Annotated in this window: 20 protein-coding genes; 11 read left to right on the forward strand and 9 right to left on the reverse strand. The window is 73.7% G+C overall.

The genetic code is table 11. The features are described from left to right. Positions 1–979, reverse strand: a 979-nt coding sequence (locus ACGFMM_RS35120; protein WP_393650547.1) for a dihydrolipoyl dehydrogenase family protein, incomplete at its 3' end; no start/stop codon positions are given. Positions 980–1,105: 126 nt separating this feature from the next. Between ACGFMM_RS35120 and trxA the strand changes: the two genes are divergently transcribed. After that, complete coding sequence (trxA, locus tag ACGFMM_RS35125) at positions 1,106–1,480, forward strand: thioredoxin (protein WP_393650548.1); 375 nt, start codon at positions 1,106–1,108, stop codon at positions 1,478–1,480. 73 nt (positions 1,481–1,553) lie between these two features. Here trxA and ACGFMM_RS35130 read toward each other — a convergent pair whose 3' ends face one another. The 3 genes from ACGFMM_RS35130 to ACGFMM_RS35140 form a co-directional block, all read right to left on the reverse strand. Beyond that, positions 1,554–2,741, reverse strand: a complete 1,188-nt coding sequence (locus ACGFMM_RS35130) for a thiolase family protein (protein WP_393650549.1) — start codon at positions 2,739–2,741, stop codon at positions 1,554–1,556. Between the two features lie 231 nt (positions 2,742–2,972). Next, complete coding sequence (locus ACGFMM_RS35135; RefSeq protein WP_393650550.1) at positions 2,973–3,242, reverse strand: hypothetical protein; 270 nt, start codon at positions 3,240–3,242, stop codon at positions 2,973–2,975. Between the two features lie 68 nt (positions 3,243–3,310). After that, a complete protein-coding gene (locus ACGFMM_RS35140; RefSeq protein WP_393650551.1) occupies positions 3,311–4,333 on the reverse strand; it encodes a LacI family DNA-binding transcriptional regulator in 1,023 nt (340 codons plus the stop codon). Between the two features lie 179 nt (positions 4,334–4,512). On the opposite strand from ACGFMM_RS35140, the gene ACGFMM_RS35145 reads away from it, so the two are divergent. The 5 genes from ACGFMM_RS35145 (at position 4,513) to ACGFMM_RS35165 (ending at position 8,772) form a co-directional block, all read left to right on the forward strand. Then, a complete protein-coding gene (locus ACGFMM_RS35145; RefSeq protein WP_393650552.1) occupies positions 4,513–5,763 on the forward strand; it encodes an MFS transporter in 1,251 nt (416 codons plus the stop codon). 47 nt (positions 5,764–5,810) lie between these two features. Beyond that, the gene (locus ACGFMM_RS35150) at positions 5,811–6,509 is read left to right on the forward strand and encodes an alpha/beta fold hydrolase (RefSeq protein ID WP_393650553.1); all 699 of its coding nucleotides are present in this window, start codon (positions 5,811–5,813) and stop codon (positions 6,507–6,509) included. 14 nt (positions 6,510–6,523) lie between these two features. Continuing rightward, positions 6,524–6,742 carry a hypothetical protein gene (locus ACGFMM_RS35155; protein WP_393650554.1) on the forward strand — a complete coding sequence of 73 codons (219 nt, stop codon included), beginning with the start codon at positions 6,524–6,526 and terminating at the stop codon, positions 6,740–6,742. A gap of 107 nt (positions 6,743–6,849) precedes the next feature. Next, complete coding sequence (locus tag ACGFMM_RS35160; RefSeq protein WP_393650555.1) at positions 6,850–8,268, forward strand: flotillin family protein; 1,419 nt, start codon at positions 6,850–6,852, stop codon at positions 8,266–8,268. 75 nt (positions 8,269–8,343) lie between these two features. After that, the gene (locus ACGFMM_RS35165; RefSeq protein WP_393650556.1) at positions 8,344–8,772 is read left to right on the forward strand and encodes a type II toxin-antitoxin system PemK/MazF family toxin; all 429 of its coding nucleotides are present in this window, start codon (positions 8,344–8,346) and stop codon (positions 8,770–8,772) included. On the opposite strand, the gene ACGFMM_RS35170 is transcribed toward ACGFMM_RS35165, so the two are convergent. Then, the gene (locus ACGFMM_RS35170; protein WP_393650557.1) at positions 8,757–9,617 is read right to left on the reverse strand and encodes a TIGR02452 family protein; all 861 of its coding nucleotides are present in this window, start codon (positions 9,615–9,617) and stop codon (positions 8,757–8,759) included. The genes ACGFMM_RS35165 and ACGFMM_RS35170 overlap by 16 nt on opposite strands. A 184-nt stretch (positions 9,618–9,801) precedes the next feature. Between ACGFMM_RS35170 and egtA the strand changes: the two genes are divergently transcribed. The 4 genes from egtA to egtD are packed head-to-tail and all read left to right on the forward strand — an operon-like array spanning position 9,802 to position 14,139. After that, the gene (egtA, locus tag ACGFMM_RS35175; RefSeq protein WP_393650558.1) at positions 9,802–11,088 is read left to right on the forward strand and encodes an ergothioneine biosynthesis glutamate--cysteine ligase EgtA; all 1,287 of its coding nucleotides are present in this window, start codon (positions 9,802–9,804) and stop codon (positions 11,086–11,088) included. Beyond that, entirely contained in the window at positions 11,085–12,401 is a 1,317-nt protein-coding gene (gene egtB / locus ACGFMM_RS35180) for an ergothioneine biosynthesis protein EgtB (protein ID WP_393650559.1), read from the forward strand. The genes egtA and egtB overlap by 4 nt, the downstream gene beginning before the upstream one ends. Next, positions 12,401–13,177 (forward strand): ergothioneine biosynthesis protein EgtC, encoded by a 777-nt coding sequence (egtC, locus tag ACGFMM_RS35185; protein ID WP_393650560.1) that lies wholly within the window; start codon positions 12,401–12,403, stop codon positions 13,175–13,177. The genes egtB and egtC overlap by 1 nt, the downstream gene beginning before the upstream one ends. Next, positions 13,174–14,139 carry an L-histidine N(alpha)-methyltransferase gene (egtD, locus tag ACGFMM_RS35190; protein WP_393650561.1) on the forward strand — a complete coding sequence of 322 codons (966 nt, stop codon included), beginning with the start codon at positions 13,174–13,176 and terminating at the stop codon, positions 14,137–14,139. The genes egtC and egtD overlap by 4 nt, the downstream gene beginning before the upstream one ends. Here the strand turns inward: egtD and ACGFMM_RS35195 are convergent. From ACGFMM_RS35195 to ACGFMM_RS35205, 3 genes are all read right to left on the reverse strand, one after another. Beyond that, positions 14,034–15,032, reverse strand: a complete 999-nt coding sequence (locus ACGFMM_RS35195) for a lysophospholipid acyltransferase family protein (RefSeq protein ID WP_393650562.1) — start codon at positions 15,030–15,032, stop codon at positions 14,034–14,036. The two genes, egtD and ACGFMM_RS35195, sit on opposite strands and share 106 nt — an antisense overlap. A gap of 5 nt (positions 15,033–15,037) precedes the next feature. Beyond that, positions 15,038–15,814, reverse strand: coding sequence for a GNAT family N-acetyltransferase (locus ACGFMM_RS35200; RefSeq protein WP_393650563.1), 777 nt, complete (start codon positions 15,812–15,814; stop codon positions 15,038–15,040). 184 nt (positions 15,815–15,998) lie between these two features. Next, positions 15,999–17,249, reverse strand: coding sequence for an extracellular solute-binding protein (locus ACGFMM_RS35205; protein ID WP_393650564.1), 1,251 nt, complete (start codon positions 17,247–17,249; stop codon positions 15,999–16,001). A 180-nt stretch (positions 17,250–17,429) separates the two neighbouring features. On the opposite strand from ACGFMM_RS35205, the gene ACGFMM_RS35210 reads away from it, so the two are divergent. After that, the gene (locus ACGFMM_RS35210) at positions 17,430–17,645 is read left to right on the forward strand and encodes a dodecin (RefSeq protein ID WP_393650565.1); all 216 of its coding nucleotides are present in this window, start codon (positions 17,430–17,432) and stop codon (positions 17,643–17,645) included. A 90-nt stretch (positions 17,646–17,735) separates the two neighbouring features. Here ACGFMM_RS35210 and ACGFMM_RS35215 read toward each other — a convergent pair whose 3' ends face one another. Further along, positions 17,736–19,202: an NCS2 family permease gene (locus ACGFMM_RS35215; RefSeq protein ID WP_393650566.1), complete on the reverse strand. Its 1,467-nt coding sequence runs from the start codon at positions 19,200–19,202 to the stop codon at positions 17,736–17,738. Positions 19,203–19,242: the final 40 nt, after the last annotated feature.

Consider the following 19,242-nt stretch of genomic DNA (forward strand, 5'->3'; position numbering starts at 1 on the left):
CCTGGTACTTGCCCTGATGGGTCATCAGGGCGCGGTGGTTCACGTCCCCGACGCCGTACAGCCAGTCGCTGCCGACGACGCGCAGGCTGTCGTCGACGGGCAGCCAGCCGCCGGGTTCCAGGCCCACGGTCTCCAGGCCGAGGTCCTCGGTGCGCGGCGCGCGGCCGGTGGCAAGCAGCACCTCGTCGGCCTCGACCCTGTCGCCGCCGTCCAGGACGACGGCGACCGGGCCCTCCCCGCCGTCGCGCACCAGCGCGGCGACGGAGACGCCGGTACGCACGTCCACCCCGGCCTCGGTGAGCGCGGCGAGCACGTGCTCGCCGGCGAACGGCTCCATCCGCGGCAGCACGCCGGAGCCGCGTACCAGCAGGGTGACCTGCGAGCCGAGCGCCTGCCAGGCGGTGGCCATCTCGACGGCCACCACTCCCCCGCCGACGATCGCGAGCCGCCCGGGCGCGGCCTGCGCGCTGGTCGCCTCGCGGCTGGTCCACGCCTTCGCGCTCGCCAGGCCGGGCAGTTCGGGCAGCGCGGGGCGGCTGCCGGTGCACACGGCGACGGCGTGCCGCGCGGTCAGCACGTGGTGCTCGCCCTCGGGACTGTCGACGACGACCTTGCGCGGGCCGGCGAGCCGGCCGTGGCCGCGGTACAGGCGGGCGCCGATGGAGCCGACCCAGGCGGCCTGTCCGTCGTCCTTCCAGTGCGCGGCCTCCGCGTCGCGGTGGCGGAGCACGGCGGGCACGTCCAGCGGCCCCGCGGCCGCCTTCCGCAGTCCGGGCGTGCGGCGGGCGTCGGCGCGGGCGATCACCGGGCGGAGCAGCGCCTTGCTGGGCATGCAGGCCCAGTACGAGCACTCGCCGCCGACCAGCTCGCCCTCCACCACCGCCACGGTCAGCCCGGCCTCCCGTGCGCGTCCGGCCACGTTCTCGCCGGTCGGACCGGCCCCGAGGACCACCACGTCGTATTCGACAGCTCGCGTCATGGCCCCCAGTCTGGTGGCCGTGGCCGGGCGGGGCCACAGGGACCGGCCGGAGCGGTTGGAATAGTCCCGAGGGGGCAGCCGTTGTGGGTGGCGAGTCCAGAGTGGACCGGGAAGAGGTAGGAAGACATGAGCACCGTCGAGCTCACCAAGGACAACTTCGACCAGGTCGTGAGCGAGAACGACTTCATCCTCATCGACTTCTGGGCGGCGTGGTGCGGTCCCTGCCGTCAGTTCGCCCCGGTCTTCGAGCAGGCCTCCGAGCGTCACGAGGACCTGGTCTTCGCCAAGGTCGACACGGAGGCGCAGGAGGAGCTGGCCGCCGCGTTCGAGATCCGCTCGATCCCGACTCTGATGATCGTCCGCGACAACGTGGCCGTGTTCGCGCAGCCGGGCGCGCTGCCCGAGGCCGCTCTGGAGGACCTGATCGGTCAGGCGCGCAAGCTCGACATGGACGAGGTGCGCAAGTCCGTCGAGGAAGCGAAGCAGCAGCAGGGGCAGTGAGCTCGTAGGACGTAGTAGGCCGTGGGGCCGGGTTTTCGCCCGGCCCCACGGTCGTACGCGTACGGGCCCGGGGTCAGCGCTCCAGGACCAGCGCCAGGCCCTGCCCGACGCCGATGCACAGGGCGGCCAGGCCGGTGCCCGAGCCGGCCGCGGCCAGCTGGTGGGCGACCGCGCCGGCCAGGCGGGCGCCGGACGCGCCGAGCGGGTGGCCGATCGCGATCGCGCCGCCGCGCGGGTTGACCACCGCGGGGTCGAGTCCGGGCCATTCGGCGAGGCAGCCGAGCGACTGGGCGGCGAAGGCCTCGTTCAGCTCGAAGACGGACAGGTCCGCGAAGGACCGGCCGGCCTTCTCCAGCGCCCGGCGCACGGCCTCGACCGGGCCGAGGCCGAAGAGCTGGGGCTCGATGCCGGTGACGGCGGAGGCGCGGATCCGGGCCAGCGGCTCGCGGCCGGTGGCGCGCAGCCCCTCCTCGTCGACGAGGAGCAGGCAGGCCGCGCCGTCGTTGAGCGGGGAGGCGTTGCCGGCGGTGACCGTGCCCCCGTCGGGGCGGAAGGAGGGCTTGAGCTTGGCCAGGGCCTCCATGGAGGTGGTGTCGCGGATGCACTCGTCGCGGGCGAGGTCCACGCCCGGGTAGCCGGCGACCTCGCCGTCGTACAGGCCCTTGGCCCAGGCCTCGGCGGCCTTGCGGTGGCTCTCCAGGGCGAAGGCGTCCTGCTGCTCGCGGGTGATCGCGTGCTTGTCGGCGATCAGCTCGGCGCCCTCGCCGAGCGACACGGTCCACTCGGCGGGCATCCTCGGGTTGGTCATGCGCCAGCCGAGGGTGGTCGAGTACAGCTGCTGGTGGCCGGCCGGGAAGGCCCGCTCGGGCTTCTGCAGTACCCAGGGGGCGCGCGACATGGACTCGACGCCGCCGGCGAGGGCGATGTGGGCGTCGCCGAGGGCGATGGCGCGGGCGGCCTGGATCACGGCCTCCAGGCCGGAGCCGCAGAGCCGGTTGAGGGTGACGCCGGGCACGGACGCGGGCAGTCCGGCGAGCAGCACGGCCATGCGGGCCACGTCGCGGTTGTCCTCGCCGGCGCCGTTGGCGTCGCCGAAGTACACGTCGTCGATGCGGGCCGGGTCGAGCGCGGGCGTGCGCGCGACGAGCGCCTTCACGACATGGGCGGCGAGGTCGTCCGGGCGGACGCCGGCGAGCGCGCCGCCGAACCTGCCGATCGGCGTGCGGACGGCGTCGACGATGTACACGTCGCGGATGCTCATCGGGTCTGACTCCCCTTGTCCCCTGGCGGGCCGCGGGGCCCGTGGTCCGTTGCGTTCTGCGGCCTCGGCTGCCTTTCGGCCGGTCCCGGGCCGTCGGCCGCGCCTCGGTGAACGACCGTTCGCGGGGCGGGGCCGCGCCGAGTCTGTGCCCCGGCGCGACCCCTGTCAACCGCCTGCGGGCGAATTGCCTGGCATTTACACCGACCGTACGGTCGGCGACCCCGGCCGCGGTCAGGCCTGGTCGGCGTCGCGCACCAGGGGCGTGAGGCCGTAGTCGAGCTCCCGGCCGTCGAGCAGGATCGCCTCGACGGTGCGGGTCTCCGGGTCGATGTCGGCGACGATGCCGTGGCCGGCGTAGCGGGGATAGCCGGAGTTCCCCCGCTCCCCGGTGGCCTCGACCACCGCGGCGCGTACGGCGCTGTCCTCGACCGACGCCCTGCCGCGGTCCTCCACGTGCTCGGGCACCACCAGGATCACGAAACGCTTCGGAACTGTGCTCATGCCCCGACGCTAAGCCCGGCGGGCACCCTTCGCCCGGCCAGCCGCGGCCCCTCGCCGGGCCGGTTCCCTCAGCTCGACTCGCGGTGGATCAGTCGGGCCGCCATCAGGTCGTGCCGCTCGGGCGCGCCGCCCGGATCGCGGACCACGCGGTCCACCAGCTCGGCGAGCTGACGTCCGATCACCATGTCGATCTGCACGGTGCTGAGCCGGGGCCGCAGCAGCCGGCCGAGCAGCAGGTCGTCCGCGCCGACCACCGCGGTCTCGTCCGGGACGCCGATCCCGGCGTCCTGGAGCGCCCGCATCAGGAGCATCGCGTACTCGTCGTTGTACGCGAACACCGCGTCGAGCCCCAGTTCGCGCCAGCGCTCGGCGAGCTCGGCCGCGGGCTCCTCCTCGTAGCGCAGCGGGAGCGGCACGATCTCGGCGCCGGTACCGGCGGCGGCCTGCCGCGCGCCCTCCAGGCGCGGCCCGGAGAAGTAGTCCAGGCCGCGGTCCTCCGGCATGATCACGCCGATCCGGCGCCGGCCGCGCCGCACCAGGTGCGCGACGGCCTGCATGCCGACCTCCGGCTGGTTCAGCACCAGCGCGTGGGCCCCCTCGACGCGGTGCGCCCCGAGGGTGATCACGGCCTTCGCGCCGGAGCGCTTGAGGACCTCGACGCCCTGCGGGGTGAGCGCGATCTCGCCGAACGAGACCACCGCGACCGGACGCAGCTCGGCCCAGGCGCGGGCCGCCTCGTCGGGCTCCATGCCGAGGCTGCCGTACTGGACGACCGTGTAGTCCAGGCGGCGCAGGGCCCACTGGAGTTCGTCGAAGAAGGCGCTGTAGAGCGGGCCGACCGGGACGTGGGCGGAGGGCAGCAGCACCATGCGGGTGTGCCCGGCGCGCAGGCTGCGGGCCGCGGCGTGCGGCACGTAGCCGAGCTCCTCGGCGGCGTCGCGGACCTTGCGGCGGGTCTGATCGCTGATCCGCACCGCAGCGGTGTTGTTGAGCACGTAGCTGACGGTGGCCCGGGAGACCCCGGCGAGACGTGCCACGTCGGCGCTGGTCGGGGCGGGGTGGTCGGCGGAGTGCTTCGGTGACTGGCTCATCGCGCACGGCATCTTTCCAGAACGATCCGGCACCGGGTCTGGCGGATGGCCGGATTCAGGTGCTAGACAAAGGTTACTCGCGGCACTGACACGTGTAACCCATCCAGTGATCCCACTCCGGCAATCCCTCCCTTCCGCCTCCCCGCCCGCCCCGTCGGGCGTTCACCCAGGAGGGCACCGTGGCCCTTTCCTCCCCTGGCACGGACCCGGCCCACACCGCCGGATCCACCGCGCACCCCCGCACCGCGCGCGGCCTGCTCCCCCTGCTCCTGGCCGGCAACACGGCCATGTACGCGCTCTACGTCGGCGTCCCCGGAGTGCTGCTCGCGCTCCAGATCGAGGCGGTCGACCCGGCCGAGAAGGTGGCCAACTTCGGACTGGTCTCCGGCGTCTCGGCGATCTTCGCGACGATCTTCAACCCGGTCGCCGGCGCACTGTCGGACCGCTCCGGCCGGCGCAATCCGTGGATCCTGGCCGGCGGCCTGCTCGCACTGCCGGTGATGCTGCTGCTCGGCAGCGTCGACACGATCCTGCTGATCCTGATCGCCTGGTGTCTGGGCCAGGCTGTGATGAACGTGTACCAGGCCGCCCTGACCTCGGTCGTCCCCGACCGGGTGCCCACCGAGGCGCGCGGCCGGGCCTCGGCCGCGGTCGGGCTCGGCCTGCCCGTCGGCTCGACGATCGGCGCGCTGCTCGGTGCGGCGTACTCCGACGACTACCGCACCGGCTATCTCCTCTTCGGCGCGATCGTGGCGGCGGCGGCCGTGCTGTTCACCGTCTGCGCCCGCGAGGAGCGGATGCCGCCGAAGACACCGATGCCGGTCAAGGCCCAACTGGCCGCGTTCGGCAGCGCGTTGAAGGACCACGACTTCCGCTGGGCGTTCATCGGCCGGGCACTGCTGATCCTGGGCTACTTCGCGGTGGCCGGCTTCCAGCTGTACATCCTGAAGGACCACACCGACCTGCCCGCCGGGCTCGCGGCGGAGGAGGCGGTGGCGATCCTGATGCCGGTCAACAGCGTCGCCATGGTGGTCTCCACGGTCGTCGGCGGCTGGCTGTCCGACCGCTACGACCGGCGCAAGCTGTTCGTCGGGGCGTCCGCCGCGCTGGCCGCGGTCGCGCTGCTGATCCCGGCCGTGTCGTCGAGCTGGACCGCGATGCTCGCCTTCTCCGTCGTCAACGGCCTCGGTTTCGGCTGCTACATGGCCGTCGACACGGCCCTGGTCACGATGGTGCTGCCGAAGGCGGAGGACGCCGCCCGCGACATGGGCGTACTGAACGTCGCCAACGCCGGACCGCAGATCGTCGCCCCGTTCGTCGCCGCCACGATCGTCTCGGTCGGCGGCGGCTACACCCCGCTGTTCCTGGCCGCCGCCGTGCTGTCCGTCCTGGGCGCGCTGGCGGTGCGCCCCATCCGCGGCGTCCGCTGAGCGCCGGCGGCCCCGAGACCTGCCCACCCGCGCCGAAAGGCACCACCGTGCAGCTGCACACCACCACCTGGGGATCAGGCGACCGCGTCGCCCTGCTGATCCACGGCATCATGTCCGACCACCGCACCTGGCGCCGGTTCGGCCCGGCGCTCGCCGACCGCGGCTACCGGGTCCTCGCCGTCGACCTGCGCGGCCACGGGGCCACGGGTCCCGCCGACCGCTACCGCCCGGACGACTACGCGGACGATGTGGTCGAGACCCTGCCGAAGGGCGCGGACCTGGCCGTCGGCCATTCGCTGGGCGGACTGACGCTGGCCCGCGCGGTGGCGCGGCTCGCGCCGAAGCGGGCGGTGTACTCCGACCCGGCCTGGCATCTGGCCACGGCCGAGGAGGGTTTCGACCCGGAGCTGTTCGTCGGCTTCAAGTCCGCGACGGCGGAGCAGATACGGGCGCTCAACCCGCGCTGGGAGGAGGCGGACGTCGCCGTCGAACTGGCGACCCTGAAGGACTGGGACACCCGCACGGCCCACGCGCTGCCGGAGTTCACCGGCACCGACCTGATGCCGGCGGGACCTGAGGTTCCGTCGCTGGTGACGCTGGCGGACCCGAGTTTCCTGATCTCCGCCGAGCGCGCGGCGCTGCTGCGCGAGCGCGGCTTCGAGGTGCGTACGGTCGCGGGGGCGGGTCACACGATCCACCGGGACGATTTCGACGGGTTCATGTCGGCCCTGGACGGCTGGATCTGACGTACCGTTCAGGCATGGACGACGCGTCGATGGTGGGAATGCTCGGCCGGGTCACCGGCACCGTCGGGCCCGGCCTCGTCGGCGAGGTCATCGTCCGGATCCGGGGCGGGGCCGAGCACTTCCTGGCCTATCCGGCCACGGGCCGGGAACGCATCGAGACCGGCACGGTGGTGACCGTGGTGGAGCATCTGCCTCCGCGCACGGTCTACGTCACCGCCGCGTACGGCAGTTGAACGATCTGTGGCGCGATCTGCGGCCCGGCCATTGAGCGCCGGGCGCGACAGGCGCACACTCCCTTCACCGGGGCCGGTCCGCGGCGCCGGTGAAGGGGGAGGTGCCCATGGGCATCGGCATCGTGGCGGGCGGCGTCCTCGGCGCGCTCGTCGTCCTGATCGCACTGTTCAAGATGATGTGGCGCGTCGCGGAACCCAATGAGGCGCTGATCATCTCCGGTTCGAACCACAAGATGGAGGGCCTCAGCGAGGGCATGGGGTTCCGTATCGTCACCGGGCGGGGCACGCTCGTCCTGCCCGGCGTGCAGGCGGTGCGGAAGCTGTCGCTCGATCTCAACGAGACGCAGCTGTCGGTGGAGTGCGTCACCCACCAGGGCATTCCGCTCAAGGTCCGCGGTGTGGTGATCTTCAAGGTGGGCGACGACTTCGTGTCGATCGCCAACGCGGCCCGCCGCTTCCTCGACCAGCAGAAGCTGATGTCGGAGCGGGTGCACATCGTGTTCGCGGGTCATCTGCGGGCGATCGTCGGCGGGTTGACGGTTGAGGACATGATCCGCGACCGGGAGAAGCTGACCGGGCAGGCCCGTTCGGCCTGTGGCACCGAGATGGAGAAGCTCGGGCTGATCGTGGACTCCCTGCAGATCCACGAGATCGAGGACCCCACCGGGTACATCAAGAACCTGGCCGCCCCGCACGCCGCGGCCGTCCAGCGGGACGCCCGGATCGCGCAGGCGGAGGCCAACCGGCGGGCCACCGAGGCGGAGCAGCAGGCCGCGGCCCGGATGTCGGAGGCGACCCGGGACAGCGAGATCCTGCAGGCGGGCTACCAGGCCGAGCGGGACCAGGCGTCCGCGAAGGCCCGGCAGGCGGGCCCGCTGGCCGAGGCCGGGGCGCGGCAGGAGGTCGTCGTCCAGGAGACCCGGGTGGCCGAGCTGGAGGCGCACCGCAAGGAGCAGCAGCTCCAGGCGGACGTGCGCAAGCCGGCGGACGCGACGGCGTACGAGAAGCGGACGCTGGCCGAGGCCGAACGCGACGCGCGGATCTCGGCGGCCCAGGCGGAGGCGAAGGAGACCGAGCTGGCGAGCGCCGCGACGGCGACCGCGACCCGGCTGACCGGCGAGGCGGAGGCCGCCGCGGCGCAGGCCAAGGGCCTGGCGGTGGCCGAGGCGACCCGGGCGAAGGGGCTCGCCGAGGCGGAGGCGATCAAGGCGCGGGCGGCGGCGCTCGCGGAGAACCAGGAGGCCGTGGTCGCGCAGCAACTGGCGGAGAAGTGGCCGGAGATCGTCCAGGCGGGTGCGTCCGCCTTCGGCAACGTGGACCAGATGGTGCTGCTGAACGGCGCGGACGGCATGGCGGACATGTTCGCCAAGGCGCTGACCATGGGCGGCACGGGTCTGGGCCTGGCCCGTCAGCTCCTCGCCACGATGGGCCCGAACGCGCCGCAGTCGCCGGTGCCCCCGGCGGCGTCGCTGAACGGCTCGGGCCCGAAGTCCGAGGCGATCGCGGTGACGGAGGCGCAGGACTGACCGTACGGGGGTCCGGGCGGCGGCTCGTACCGCCGTCCAGGCCCTACCCACCGCCCAGGCCCTACGCTCGCCTCCGTGACGACCTACGCGCAGCAGTTTCCGCACTCCACGACCGAGGCCGATCCCCACGAGGTCGGGCCGGTGCGCACCTCGTACGCGCCGGATCCCGACGGGGACCCGGATCCGGGCGAGATCGTCTGGACCTGGGTGCCGTTCGAGGAGAACGACGGCCGCGGCAAGGACCGGCCGGTCCTGGTCGTGGCCCGGGAGCGGGCCGGGACGCTGCTGGCGGTGCAGCTCTCCAGCAAGCAGCACGACCACGACAGGGAATGGGTCGCGATCGGCAGCGGCTGCTGGGACAGTGCCCGGCGGGAGTCCTGGGTGGATCTGGACCGGGTGCTGCGGCTCCGGCCGGACGGGATGCGCCGCGAGGCCTGCGCCCTCGACCGGCCGCGGTTCGACCGGGTCGTGGCGAGGCTGGTCGAACGCTACGGCTGGTCGTGAGGGACGGCGGGCGCGTCGGACGTCCAGGCCGCGAAGACCTCGCGGAACGCCGCCACCGTCGCCCGCTCCCGGCCGCGGTCCAGCACCCCGAAGACCACCTGGTCGAAGTGGCCCGCGAAGCGCCCGTCGCCGGTGAGCAGGTCCCGGAAGACGCCCGCGACGACGGCCGGGTCGTTCATGAACACCCCGCAGCCCCACGCGCCGAGCACGAGCCGCCGGTAGCGGCCGGCCACCGCGGTCTCCAGGACCCGCTCGGCGCGCGCGGCGAGCGCGGCCGGGATCCGGTCGGCGAGTTCGGGGGTCCGGCGGCGGACGACGCCCGCGTTCGGCGCCGGTGACGTGAGGAAGCCGGCCGTGTACGGAACGTCGAGCAGCCGGTCGCGGTGGTCCCGGAAGACGGGGACGCCGGGCGAGTGGATCACCCGGTCCGTGTAGAAGGCGTCCGTCAGGGCGCGGTGGTGCTCGTAGTACTCGGGGACCCGCAGCAGCGTCGTGTAGAGCGCCGAGCCGCGGCAGACGGCCTCCTCCTGGGCCTGCGCGCCGTTGAGGTAGCCGCCGCCCGGGTTGCGGGCCGAGGCGAAGTTCAGCACGGCCACCGGGTCCGGGGCGGCGGTGGTGAGCCGGCGGGCGGCGGCCAGGCTGCTCTCGCCGGTGACCTCGATGGCGGTGGTGCGGCCGGTGTCCGGGGTGACGGGGACGGGGTCGGGGCCGTACAGGCGGGTGCCGTGCAGGGCGGCGGTCAGTTCGGCCTCGATCGACACCCAGCCGCCGGAGGGGGCCCGGTAGCGGCCGGCCTCGACGATGTCCTCGGTCTCGCGTGCCACGGCCCGCAGTCGTGCGCTCATGGTCGCAAGGATGATCGATTCCGCGGGGCGGCGGCAAAGGAATTTCTCCGGCGGCGGCCGGGCGTTTGCACCGGTGACGGCCGGGCGGCGGGCCGCCCGGCGCCCCGGGCGGTCCGGGGGCGCTCTTGCAGGGCTCACGGCGGTGGCTTTAGGTGGATGCAGAGCCTTCCACAGGAGGATCAGTATGTCGCCTGGCGACCGCACCGCCGGTGTACCGCAGCTCCCGCAGGATCAACCGCTGACCGAGGACGACGCCGAGGACCTGCTGCGGTGCATCTGTTTCAAGACCGGCCCGCCCCGCACGGTCGGGGCCGAGCTGGAGTGGCTGATACACGGGCGGCCACTGCCGCAGCACCCCGTCCCCGGACCCCGGCTCACCGCCGCCGTCCGGGCCGTCCGGGACCGGCCGCTGGTCTCGGCGCTCACCGTGGAACCCGGCGGACAGCTGGAGCTCAGCTCGCCGCCCGCCGCCTCCCTCATGGAGTGTCTGGACCTCCTCTCCGCCGACCTGGCCGTCGTCCGCGACACCCTGCGCCCGCTCGGCCTGGCCCTGGACGGCCACGGCGTCGATCCGTGGCACTCACCGCGCGAGCGGATCCTGCGCGAGCCCCGGTACGACGCGATGGAGGCCGCCCTGGCCCGCACCGGCCCCTCGGGGCGGGCCATGATGTGCGACTCGGCGTCCGTGCAGGTCTGCCTGGACGCCGGCCACGAGGAGCCGGGTCCGCTCGGCCACCACCGGCGCTGGCAGCTGGCCCACCTGCTCGGCGCGGTCCTGGTGGCCGCGTTCGCGAACTCCCCCGTGTACGGGCGGCGCCGGACCGGCTGGCGCTCGACCCGGCAGGCGCTGTGGGCCGGGCTCGACCCGGTGCGCAGTCTCGCGCCGTCTCCGGGGCGCGAGCCGCGGGCCGCGTGGGCGGCGCACGTCCTGGACGCCCCGGTGATGTGCATCCGCGCCGAGGACGGGCCCTGGACGGTGCCGGAGGGGCTCACGTTCCGGCAGTGGCTGCGTACGGGGCGGCCGCGGCCGCCGCTGCCCGACGACCTGACGTACCACATGACCACGCTGTTCCCGCCGGTCCGGCCGCGCGGGCATCTGGAGCTGCGGATGATCGACGCGCAGCCGGGCCCGGACGGCTGGCGGGTGCCGGTGGCGGTGACCACGGCGCTGTTCGACGATCCGGCGGCCGCCGAGACCGCGCACCGGGCGGTGAAGCCGCTGGCGGAGCTGGCGGGTCCGCAGCCCGCGCCGCGCAACCCGCTCTGGCTGAGCGCGGCCCGGCACGGCCTCTCCGACCCGGAGCTGCACGCCGCCGCCCTCGTCTGCTTCGAGGCGGCGCTCGACGCCCTGCCCCGGATCGGCGCGACCCCCGAGGTCGTCGACGCGGTGGCCGAGTACCACGACCGCTATGTCCTGCGGGGCCGATGTCCCGCCGACGACGTGCTCGACGCGAAGGAGGTGCTGTCATGACGGCGGTCGACGAGACGGGCCTGCGACAGCGTGCGCTGGACGCCCTGCACACCGCCCGGATCCGCACCTCGCTGCTCACCGACTGCGTGGACGACGGCGAACTGACGGCCCAGCACTCGCCGTTGATGTCGCCACTTGTGTGGGACCTGGCGCACATCTCCAACCAGGAGGAGCAGTGGCTGTGGCGGGCGGTGGCCGGCCGGGCCGCGCTGCGCCCCGAGATCGACTCGGTGTACGACGCCTTCGAGCATCCCCGGTCGGAGCGGCCCACGCTGCCGCTGCTGCCGCCGGCGGAGGCCCGCGCGTACGCGGCGGACGTCCGCACCCGGGTGCTCGACGTGCTGGACGGCACGGCCCTGGAGGGGCGGCCGCTGGTCGAGTCGGCGTTCGCGTTCGGGATGATCGCCCAGCACGAACAGCAGCACGACGAGACCATGCTGATCACCCATCAGCTCCGCAGGGGGCCCGCCGCGCTCAGCGCTCCCCCGCCGCCGGCGGACGGGGCGGGCGATCTCCTGCCGGCCGAAGTCCACGTCCCCGGCGGCCCGTTCACCATGGGCACCTCGGACGAGCCGTGGGCCCTGGACAACGAACGTCCGGCGCACACCCGGATCGTCCCCGCGTACTTCATCGACACGGTGCCGGTCACCAACGGCGCGTACCTGCGGTTCATGGCCGACGGCGGTTACACGGACCGGCGCTGGTGGCAGCCGGCCGGCTGGGCGCAGATCCGGCAGCACTCCATCGCCGCGCCGCTGTTCTGGCGCAAGGACGGCGCGCAGTGGCTGCGCCGCCGGTTCGGCGTCGAGGAGCCGGTGCCGGAGGACCAGCCGGTGGTGCACGTCTCCTGGTACGAAGCGGACGCCTACGCCCGCTGGGCGGGCCGCCGGCTGCCCACCGAGGCCGAGTGGGAGAAGGCGGCCCGGCACGACCCCGCGACCGGCCGCTCCCGCCGCTACCCGTGGGGCGACGCGGACCCGGCGCCCGGCCACGCCAACCTGGGGCAGCGGCATCTGAGCCCGGCCCCGGCCGGCAGTTACCGGGAGGGCAGTTCGCCGCTCGGCGTTCGGCAGCTCATCGGCGACGTGTGGGAGTGGACGTCCAGCGACTTCATGCCGTACCCCGGATTCCGGGCGTTCCCGTACAAGGAGTACTCGGAGGTCTTCTTCGGGGACGAGCACAAGGTGCTGCGCGGCGGCTCGTTCGCCGTCGACGCGGTCGCCTGCCGGGGGACCTTCCGCAACTGGGACTACCCGGTGCGCCGGCAGATCTTCTCCGGCTTCCGTACCGCCCGCGACGCGGAGCCTTCCTGATGTGCCGTCATCTCGCCTATGTGGGCGAGCCGGTGGCGCTCGGCGCGGTCCTCGCGGACCCGCCGCACGGTCTGCTGCGCCAGTCCTGGGCCCCGCGCCGGCAGCGGTACGGAACGGTGAACGCGGACGGCTTCGGGGTGGGCTGGTACGCGGCCGGCGACCCGGTGCCGGCCCGCTACCGCCGCGCCGGGCCGATCTGGGCCGATCTGTCGTTCGCCGACCTGGCGCGGGTGGTGCGCTCCGGCGCGCTGCTCGCCGCGGTCCGCGACGCGACCCTGCCGGGCGCGGACGGGGAGGCCGCGGCGGCCCCGTTCGCCGCCGGGCCCTGGCTGTTCAGCCACAACGGCGCGGTGCCGGGCTGGCCCGACTCGCTCGCCAAGGTCGCGGGCGCGCTGCCGGCCGCGGAGCTGCTGTCCCTGGAGGCGCGCACCGACTCGGCGCTGCTCTGGACGCTGGTGCTGCACCGGCTCCGGGCCGGCGACGAGCCCGGCCCGGCGCTGGCCGGGGCGGTGCGGGCGGTGGCCGGGGCCGTACCGGACGCGCGGCTCAACCTGCTGCTCTGCGACGGCCGGTCCCTCTGGGCGACCGCCTGGGGCGACACGCTCTGGTACCGGTCCGGCCCCGCGACCGCGGGCGACCCGGCCGTCCGAGGCACGGTCGTGGCCTCGGAGCCGTACGACGACGACCCGGGCTGGCGCGAGGCGCCGGACCGGACCCTGCTGACCGCGACCCCCGCCGAGGTCTTCCTGTCCCCGATCGAGGAGCCGTCCCCGTGAGCCCGTTCCAGCTGACCCGCACCCTCCCCGAGGACGCCACCGAGGCCGCTCTGCGCGCCGATGTGCTGGACGGTCTGTCGGGCACGCCCAAGGAGCTGCCGCCGAAGTGGTTCTACGACGCCCGCGGCAGCGAGCTGTTCGAGGAGATCACCCGGCTGCCCGAGTACTACCCGACCCGCGCCGAGCGGGAGATCCTGATCGACCGCGCGCCGCGGATCGCCGCCGAGACCGGGGCGCGCACCCTGGTGGAACTGGGCTCGGGCTCCTCGGAGAAGACCCGGTTCCTGATCGACGCGCTGCTGCCGGACCTGGACACGTACGTGCCCGTGGACGTGAGCGCGTCGGCGCTGACCGGCGCGGCCGAGTCGCTGCTGGCCGAGCGGCCGGGGCTGCGGATCCACGCGCTGATCGCGGACTTCACGCGGGAACTGGTGCTGCCGCCGTCGCCCGGGCCGCGGCTCGTGGCGTTCCTCGGCGGCACCATCGGCAATCTGCTGCCGGCGGAGCGGCACGCCTTCCTGCAGCGGGTGCGCGGGGTCATGGCGCCCGGGGACACGCTGCTGCTCGGCACGGACCTGGTGAAGGACGAGGCGACGCTGGTCGCCGCGTACGACGACGCGGCCGGTGTGACGGCCGAGTTCAACAAGAACGTGCTCGCGGTGATCGCCCGGGAGCTGGGCGCGGACGTGAACCCGGCGGACTTCGACCATGTGGCCCGCTGGGACCGTGAGCACGAGTGGATCGAGATGCGGCTCCGGGCCCGCCACGCGCTGACCGTGAAGATCCCGGAGCTGGATCTGGCCGCGCAGTTCGCGGCGGGCGAGGAGCTGCGGACGGAGGTGTCGGCGAAGTTCCGTCAGGAGGGCGTGCGTGCCGAGCTGGCGGAGGCGGGGCTCGAGCTCTCGCAGTGGTGGACGGACCGGAAGGGCCGGTTCGCCCTGTCGCTGGCCGAGGCCCGCTGACCCGGTCCTGAGGCCGGGGCCCGGTGACCCGGTGCTCCGGCCGGTCCCCGCTGGGCCGGTACCACCGCGTCCGGGGCCGTGAGGTGGCCCGTGACCGCCTGCTGGGCGGCGCGGGCCAGGGCCCGCCGGTCGGGGTGGGCGTGCGCCGGGATCGGCGGCAGCACGGTCAGTTCGGCGGTCAGGGCGCGGGCCCGGACGATCCGGCGGAGCGAGTCGATCAGGGAGTCGTCGGCGACGAAGGCGGCCGGCCCGTGCGGTGTGTAGACGAGCCGTACGGGCTGGACGTCCGCGCCGGCGTCGAGCGCGGCCTGGAAGGCGGCCGGCCGGAAGCGGCCCTGGGCCCGGCCGCACCAGGTGGAGCCCTCCGGGAACACCACCACTCGGGCGCCGCCCGAGAGCGTTCCGGCGATCTGCCGGACGGTGCCGGGCAGGGCGCGCAGCCCGTCCCGGTCGAGGAACAGGGTGCCGCCGCGGGCGATCAGCGGCCCGAGCACGGGCCAGTCGCGGATCTCCTTCTTGGCGAGCATCCGGCCGGGCAGCACGGCCGCGATCAGCGCGATGTCCAGCCACGAGACGTGGTTGGCGACGACAAGCTGCGGCCGGTCCCCAGGGGCGGGTCCGCCGCGGACGACCGGGCGGACCCCGAAGGCCCGCAGCACGGTCAGGGCCCACAGCCGGACGAGCGCGGCCCGCGCGGTGGCGGGCAGGGCGCTCGCGAGCGGGGAGCAGACCACCCCGAGCAGCACGGCGGCGAGGCCGGCGGCCAGCCGGACGGCCGCCAGGACCGGCCCGGCGACGGGCGCACCGGGTCCCGGGTGGGCGGTGCAGCCGCCGGGCGTGCACGGCGCCGTGGGCAGCCACGGCGAGACGGCCGGGGCGGGTCTGACGGGCACGGTGGTCACTTCACCGGGGCGAGCGAGAGGAAGTGCCGCAGGTAGCGGGGGTTGGTGCGGCGCAGCGAGAGCAGCACGTACAGGTCGGCGACGTTGAAGTCGGGGTCGTGGGCCGGGGCGCCGCAGACCCAGGCGCCGAGCCGCAGGTAGCCGCGGAGCAGCGGGGGGAGCTCGGTGCGGCCCTCGGGGCGGACGACGCCCTCGGCGGACCAGAGCTTGTGCGGGGTGACCCAGTACTCCTCGGGGGCGAGGTGCTTGGCCTTGACGGTGTCCCAGGTGGCGGCGGCGAGGCCGCCGCCGTCGCCGAGCGGTATCGAGCAGCAGCCGGCGAGCCAGGTGTGGCCGGTGCGGGTCATGTAGCGGGCGAGTCCGGCCCAGATGAGGGCGATGACCGCGCCGTTGCGGTGGGCGGGGTGGACGCAGGAGCGGCCGACCTCGACGAGGTCGTGCCGGACGGACGCGAGCCGGGAGAGGTCGAACTCGCTCTCGGAGTAGAGCCGGCCTGCGACGGCGGCGCGCTCCGGCGGCAGCAGCCGGTAGGTGCCGACGATCTCTCCGGTGGCCTCCTCGCGGACGAGGAGGTGGTCGCAGTAGGCGTCGAAGGCGTCGGAGTCCAGGCCGGGCTCCGGGCCGTCGAGGCGGGCGCCCATCTCGCCGGCGAAGACCAGGTGGCGCAGCCGCTGGGCGGCGCGGATCTCCTCCTGGTCGCGGGCGAGGGACACCACGTACCGGGGTTCGGCGTCGGTGGGCGGGGCGACGGCGACTGCGGACGATACGGACATGGCGTGATCCTCCGGCGTACGGAAGGGGACGGTGGGTGCGGGCCGCCGGGGTGCGGCGGCCCCGCTCCTTACTTCTTCCGTGACCGGCTGGATTCGACATGACGTCGTGGGGGCCCCTGGATGTGCGACGGCTGAATGACCGGGTGGACGATCCAGGTGGCGGTGTGCCCGGCCCGCCGCCGGGTCATTCCGCGAGGGTGTCGGAGATCTGCTCGGAGGCCCGGCGGGCTGCCCGGGCGGGGTCCTCGCCCCGGAGCACGGCGGTCATGTAGGGCTTGATCGGGTTGGCGGCCTCGACGTCGGCCCAGTGGGGCGAGTTGGGGGTGGCCCGGCCGCGGGCCGCGCCGGCGGCCATGGCGCGGGTGGCCTCCTGGCCCTCGACGACGCTCGCCAGGGTGGTCTTGTTGGGTACGTAGTTCATGGTGCGGGCGAGGTCGGTCTGCCACTGCTCGTCGGCGAGGGCCTTGACCACCTCGATGGCGGCGGCGCGCTGCGGGGCGTTGACGGGGACGATGAGGTCGGAGCCGCCGGTGAAGACGGCGCAGGGCTTGGCGGCGGTCCGGCCGGGGATCGGGAAGTAGCCGATCTTGTCCTGGAGCTGCGGGTTCTGCTTGAGGATGGCGGCGGTGATGCCGGGGGTGGCGATGATCTGGGCGACGTCGCCCTTGGCGAAGACGCCGGACTGCGGCGGGGTCTCCTCGTCGGCGTCCTCGGGTCCGGAGCCGAGGGACTGCAGTTCCTTGTAGAAGGCCATGCCGCGCAGCGCCGCCGGGCTGTCCAGCGTGCCGGACCAGGTGCCGCCGTTGTCGACGGCGAGTTCGCCGCCCTCGTCCCAGATGAAGCCGGCGAGGGTGTACCAGTCCTGGCCGGCCAGGTAGATGCCCTGGCTGCCGGTGCGGTTGATCTTCTCGGTGGCGGCGGTCCACTGGGCGCGGGTGGCGGGGAGCTTCTTGACGCCGGCCCGCTCGAACAGCTCCTTGTTGTAGACGACCACCCGGTTGGCCGCGTACCAGGGGATCCCGTACTGGGCGCCGTCGATGCTGCCGGGCTCGGCGAGGCCGGGCAGCCACTCCGGGGCGCCGAGGTCGCGGACCGACTCCAGGGTGAGGTCGTAGAGCTTCTCCGTGTCGGCGTACCGCGCGACCTGGGTGTTGCCGACCTCGATGACGTCCGGGCCGCCGGGGCCCTCGATGGCCTCGGTGACCTTGGCGCCGATGCCGGTCCACTCCTGGATGGTGAACTTCAGGTCGATGCCGGGGTGCCCGGCCTCGTAGGCGGCGGTGAAGCGCTGCAGGAAGTCGTCGCTGGCGCTGTCCTTCATCACCCAGACGTTGATGGTGCGCGTCCCGGGCCCGTCGCCGGGCAGGACCCCGCAGCCGCCGAGCGCGAGGGCGGTCAGCACCACCAGGGGAGGGACGAGGAGGCGGTTCTTCACGGGGTCACCTTTTGCGGACGGGGCAGGGGAAGGGGACCCGACGTGGGGGGCCGAACGCACGGTTCGCACGGGTGTGGCCTGGATTTTGGTCTGGACCAACCGGATGGTCAAGTCCCGGATCGCGGACCGGGCGGGCGTGCGGCACGGTGGGAGGTACGCACCGAGAGGAGCCGGACCCCCATGGCGAACCACACCTACCGCGTCACCGAGATCGTCGGCACGTCCACCGAGGGCATCGACCAGGCCGTCCGCAACGGCATCACCCGCGCATCCCAGACCCTGCGCGGCCTCGACTGGTTCGAGGTCACCCAGGTCCGCGGGCACCTGGTGGACGGCGAGATCGAGCACTTCCAGGTCGGCCTGAAGGTCGGCTTCCGGCTCGAGGACACCGACTGACGGTCCGTACGGGTGACATGAGTACGACGACGGGGCCTGCATGCCCAGGCCCCGTCGTCGTCGGCTGTGCCGCGCTGCTACCTGCCCCTGCTACTTGACCCCGAGGAGCTGCTCGATCGGGTCGATGGCGAAGTAGACGAGGAACAGGGCCGAGGCCCCCCACAGCAGCCAGTGCACCTCACGCGCCTTGCCGAGCGCGGTCTTGATGACGACGTACGCGAGGAAGCCGGCGCCGATGCCGTTGGTGATGGAGTACGTGAACGGCATGACGGCGATGGTCAGGAACGCCGGGATGGCGATGTCGTAGCGGTCCCAGTCGATGTGCTTGACCTGCGTCATCATCAGGAAGCCCACGGCCACCAGGGCGGGCGCCGCCGCCTGCAGCGGCACGATGGTGAGGACGGGCGTGAGGAAGAGCGCGAGAGCGAACAGGCCGCCGGTGAAGAGGTTGGCGAAACCGGTACGGGCGCCTTCGCCGACGCCCGCCGCCGACTCGATGTACGTCGTCGCGGAGGACGCCGACGCGGCGCCGCCGGCCACGGCCGCCGCACCGTCGATCAGGAGCACCCTGCCGAGGTCCGGGACCTGGCCGCGTTCGTCGAGGAGCCCCGCCTCGGCGGTCACGCCGACGACCGTGCCCATGGTGTCGAAGAAGTCCGACAGGATGAGGGTGAACACGAGCAGCAGCACGGTGACGACGCTGACCTGACCGAACGCGCCGAAGACGTCGAAGTTGCCCAGCAGCCCGAAGTCGGGGAGGGCCACCGCGGAATCCGGGAGCGCGGGGGTGGTCAGGCCCCAGGTCTTGATGTCGGCGGCCTTGTCGAGGATGACGGCGAGGACGGTCATCGCGACGATGCTGATGAGGATCGCGCCCTTGACCTTGCGGGCGAGCAGCACGATGGTCAGCACGACCCCGAGACCGAAGACGAGCATCGGCCAGCCGGTGAGGCTTCCGGTGCCGAGCTGCACCGGCACCGTGGTGTTGGCCGCGTCCGGGATACGGGTGACGAACCCGGCGTCGACGAATCCGATGAACGCGATGAACAGGCCGATCCCGACGCTGATGGCCTGTTTGAGCGGCTGCGGGATGGCGTGCATGACGGCCTCGCGCAGACCGGTCAGGACCAGGACGCAGATGATGAGGCCCTCGAGCACGATCAGGCCCATCGCGTCGTCCCACGTCATCAGCGGGGCGAGCTGGAAGGCGACGACGGCGTTGAGGCCGAGACCCGCGGCGAGCGCGAGCGGGAGGTTGCCGCCGACGCCCATGATGACGGTCATCACGGCGGCCACGAGCGCGGTGGCGGTGACCAGCTGCGCCGGGTCGAGCTTGGCTCCGGTCTTGTCCTCGGCCGCGCCCAGAATGATCGGGTTGAGCACGAGGATGTACGCCATCGTGAAGAACGTGGCGAAGCCGCCGCGTATCTCCCGTGCGTAGGTCGATCCGCGCTCGGTGATGCGGAAGTAGCGGTCGAGCGGTCCGCCGGGGAGGCGGGGCGAGCCCGCGCGGGGGCTCGAGTCGTGCGGTGCGCCGGTCGCACTGGGGGAATTCATCGACTCTCCAGTATCTGCGCATGCCTTGTGGGCCGCGCAT

It is taken from the genome of Streptomyces sp. NPDC048604 (assembly GCF_043199435.1).
In the GTDB taxonomy this organism is placed as follows: domain Bacteria; phylum Actinomycetota; class Actinomycetes; order Streptomycetales; family Streptomycetaceae; genus Streptomyces.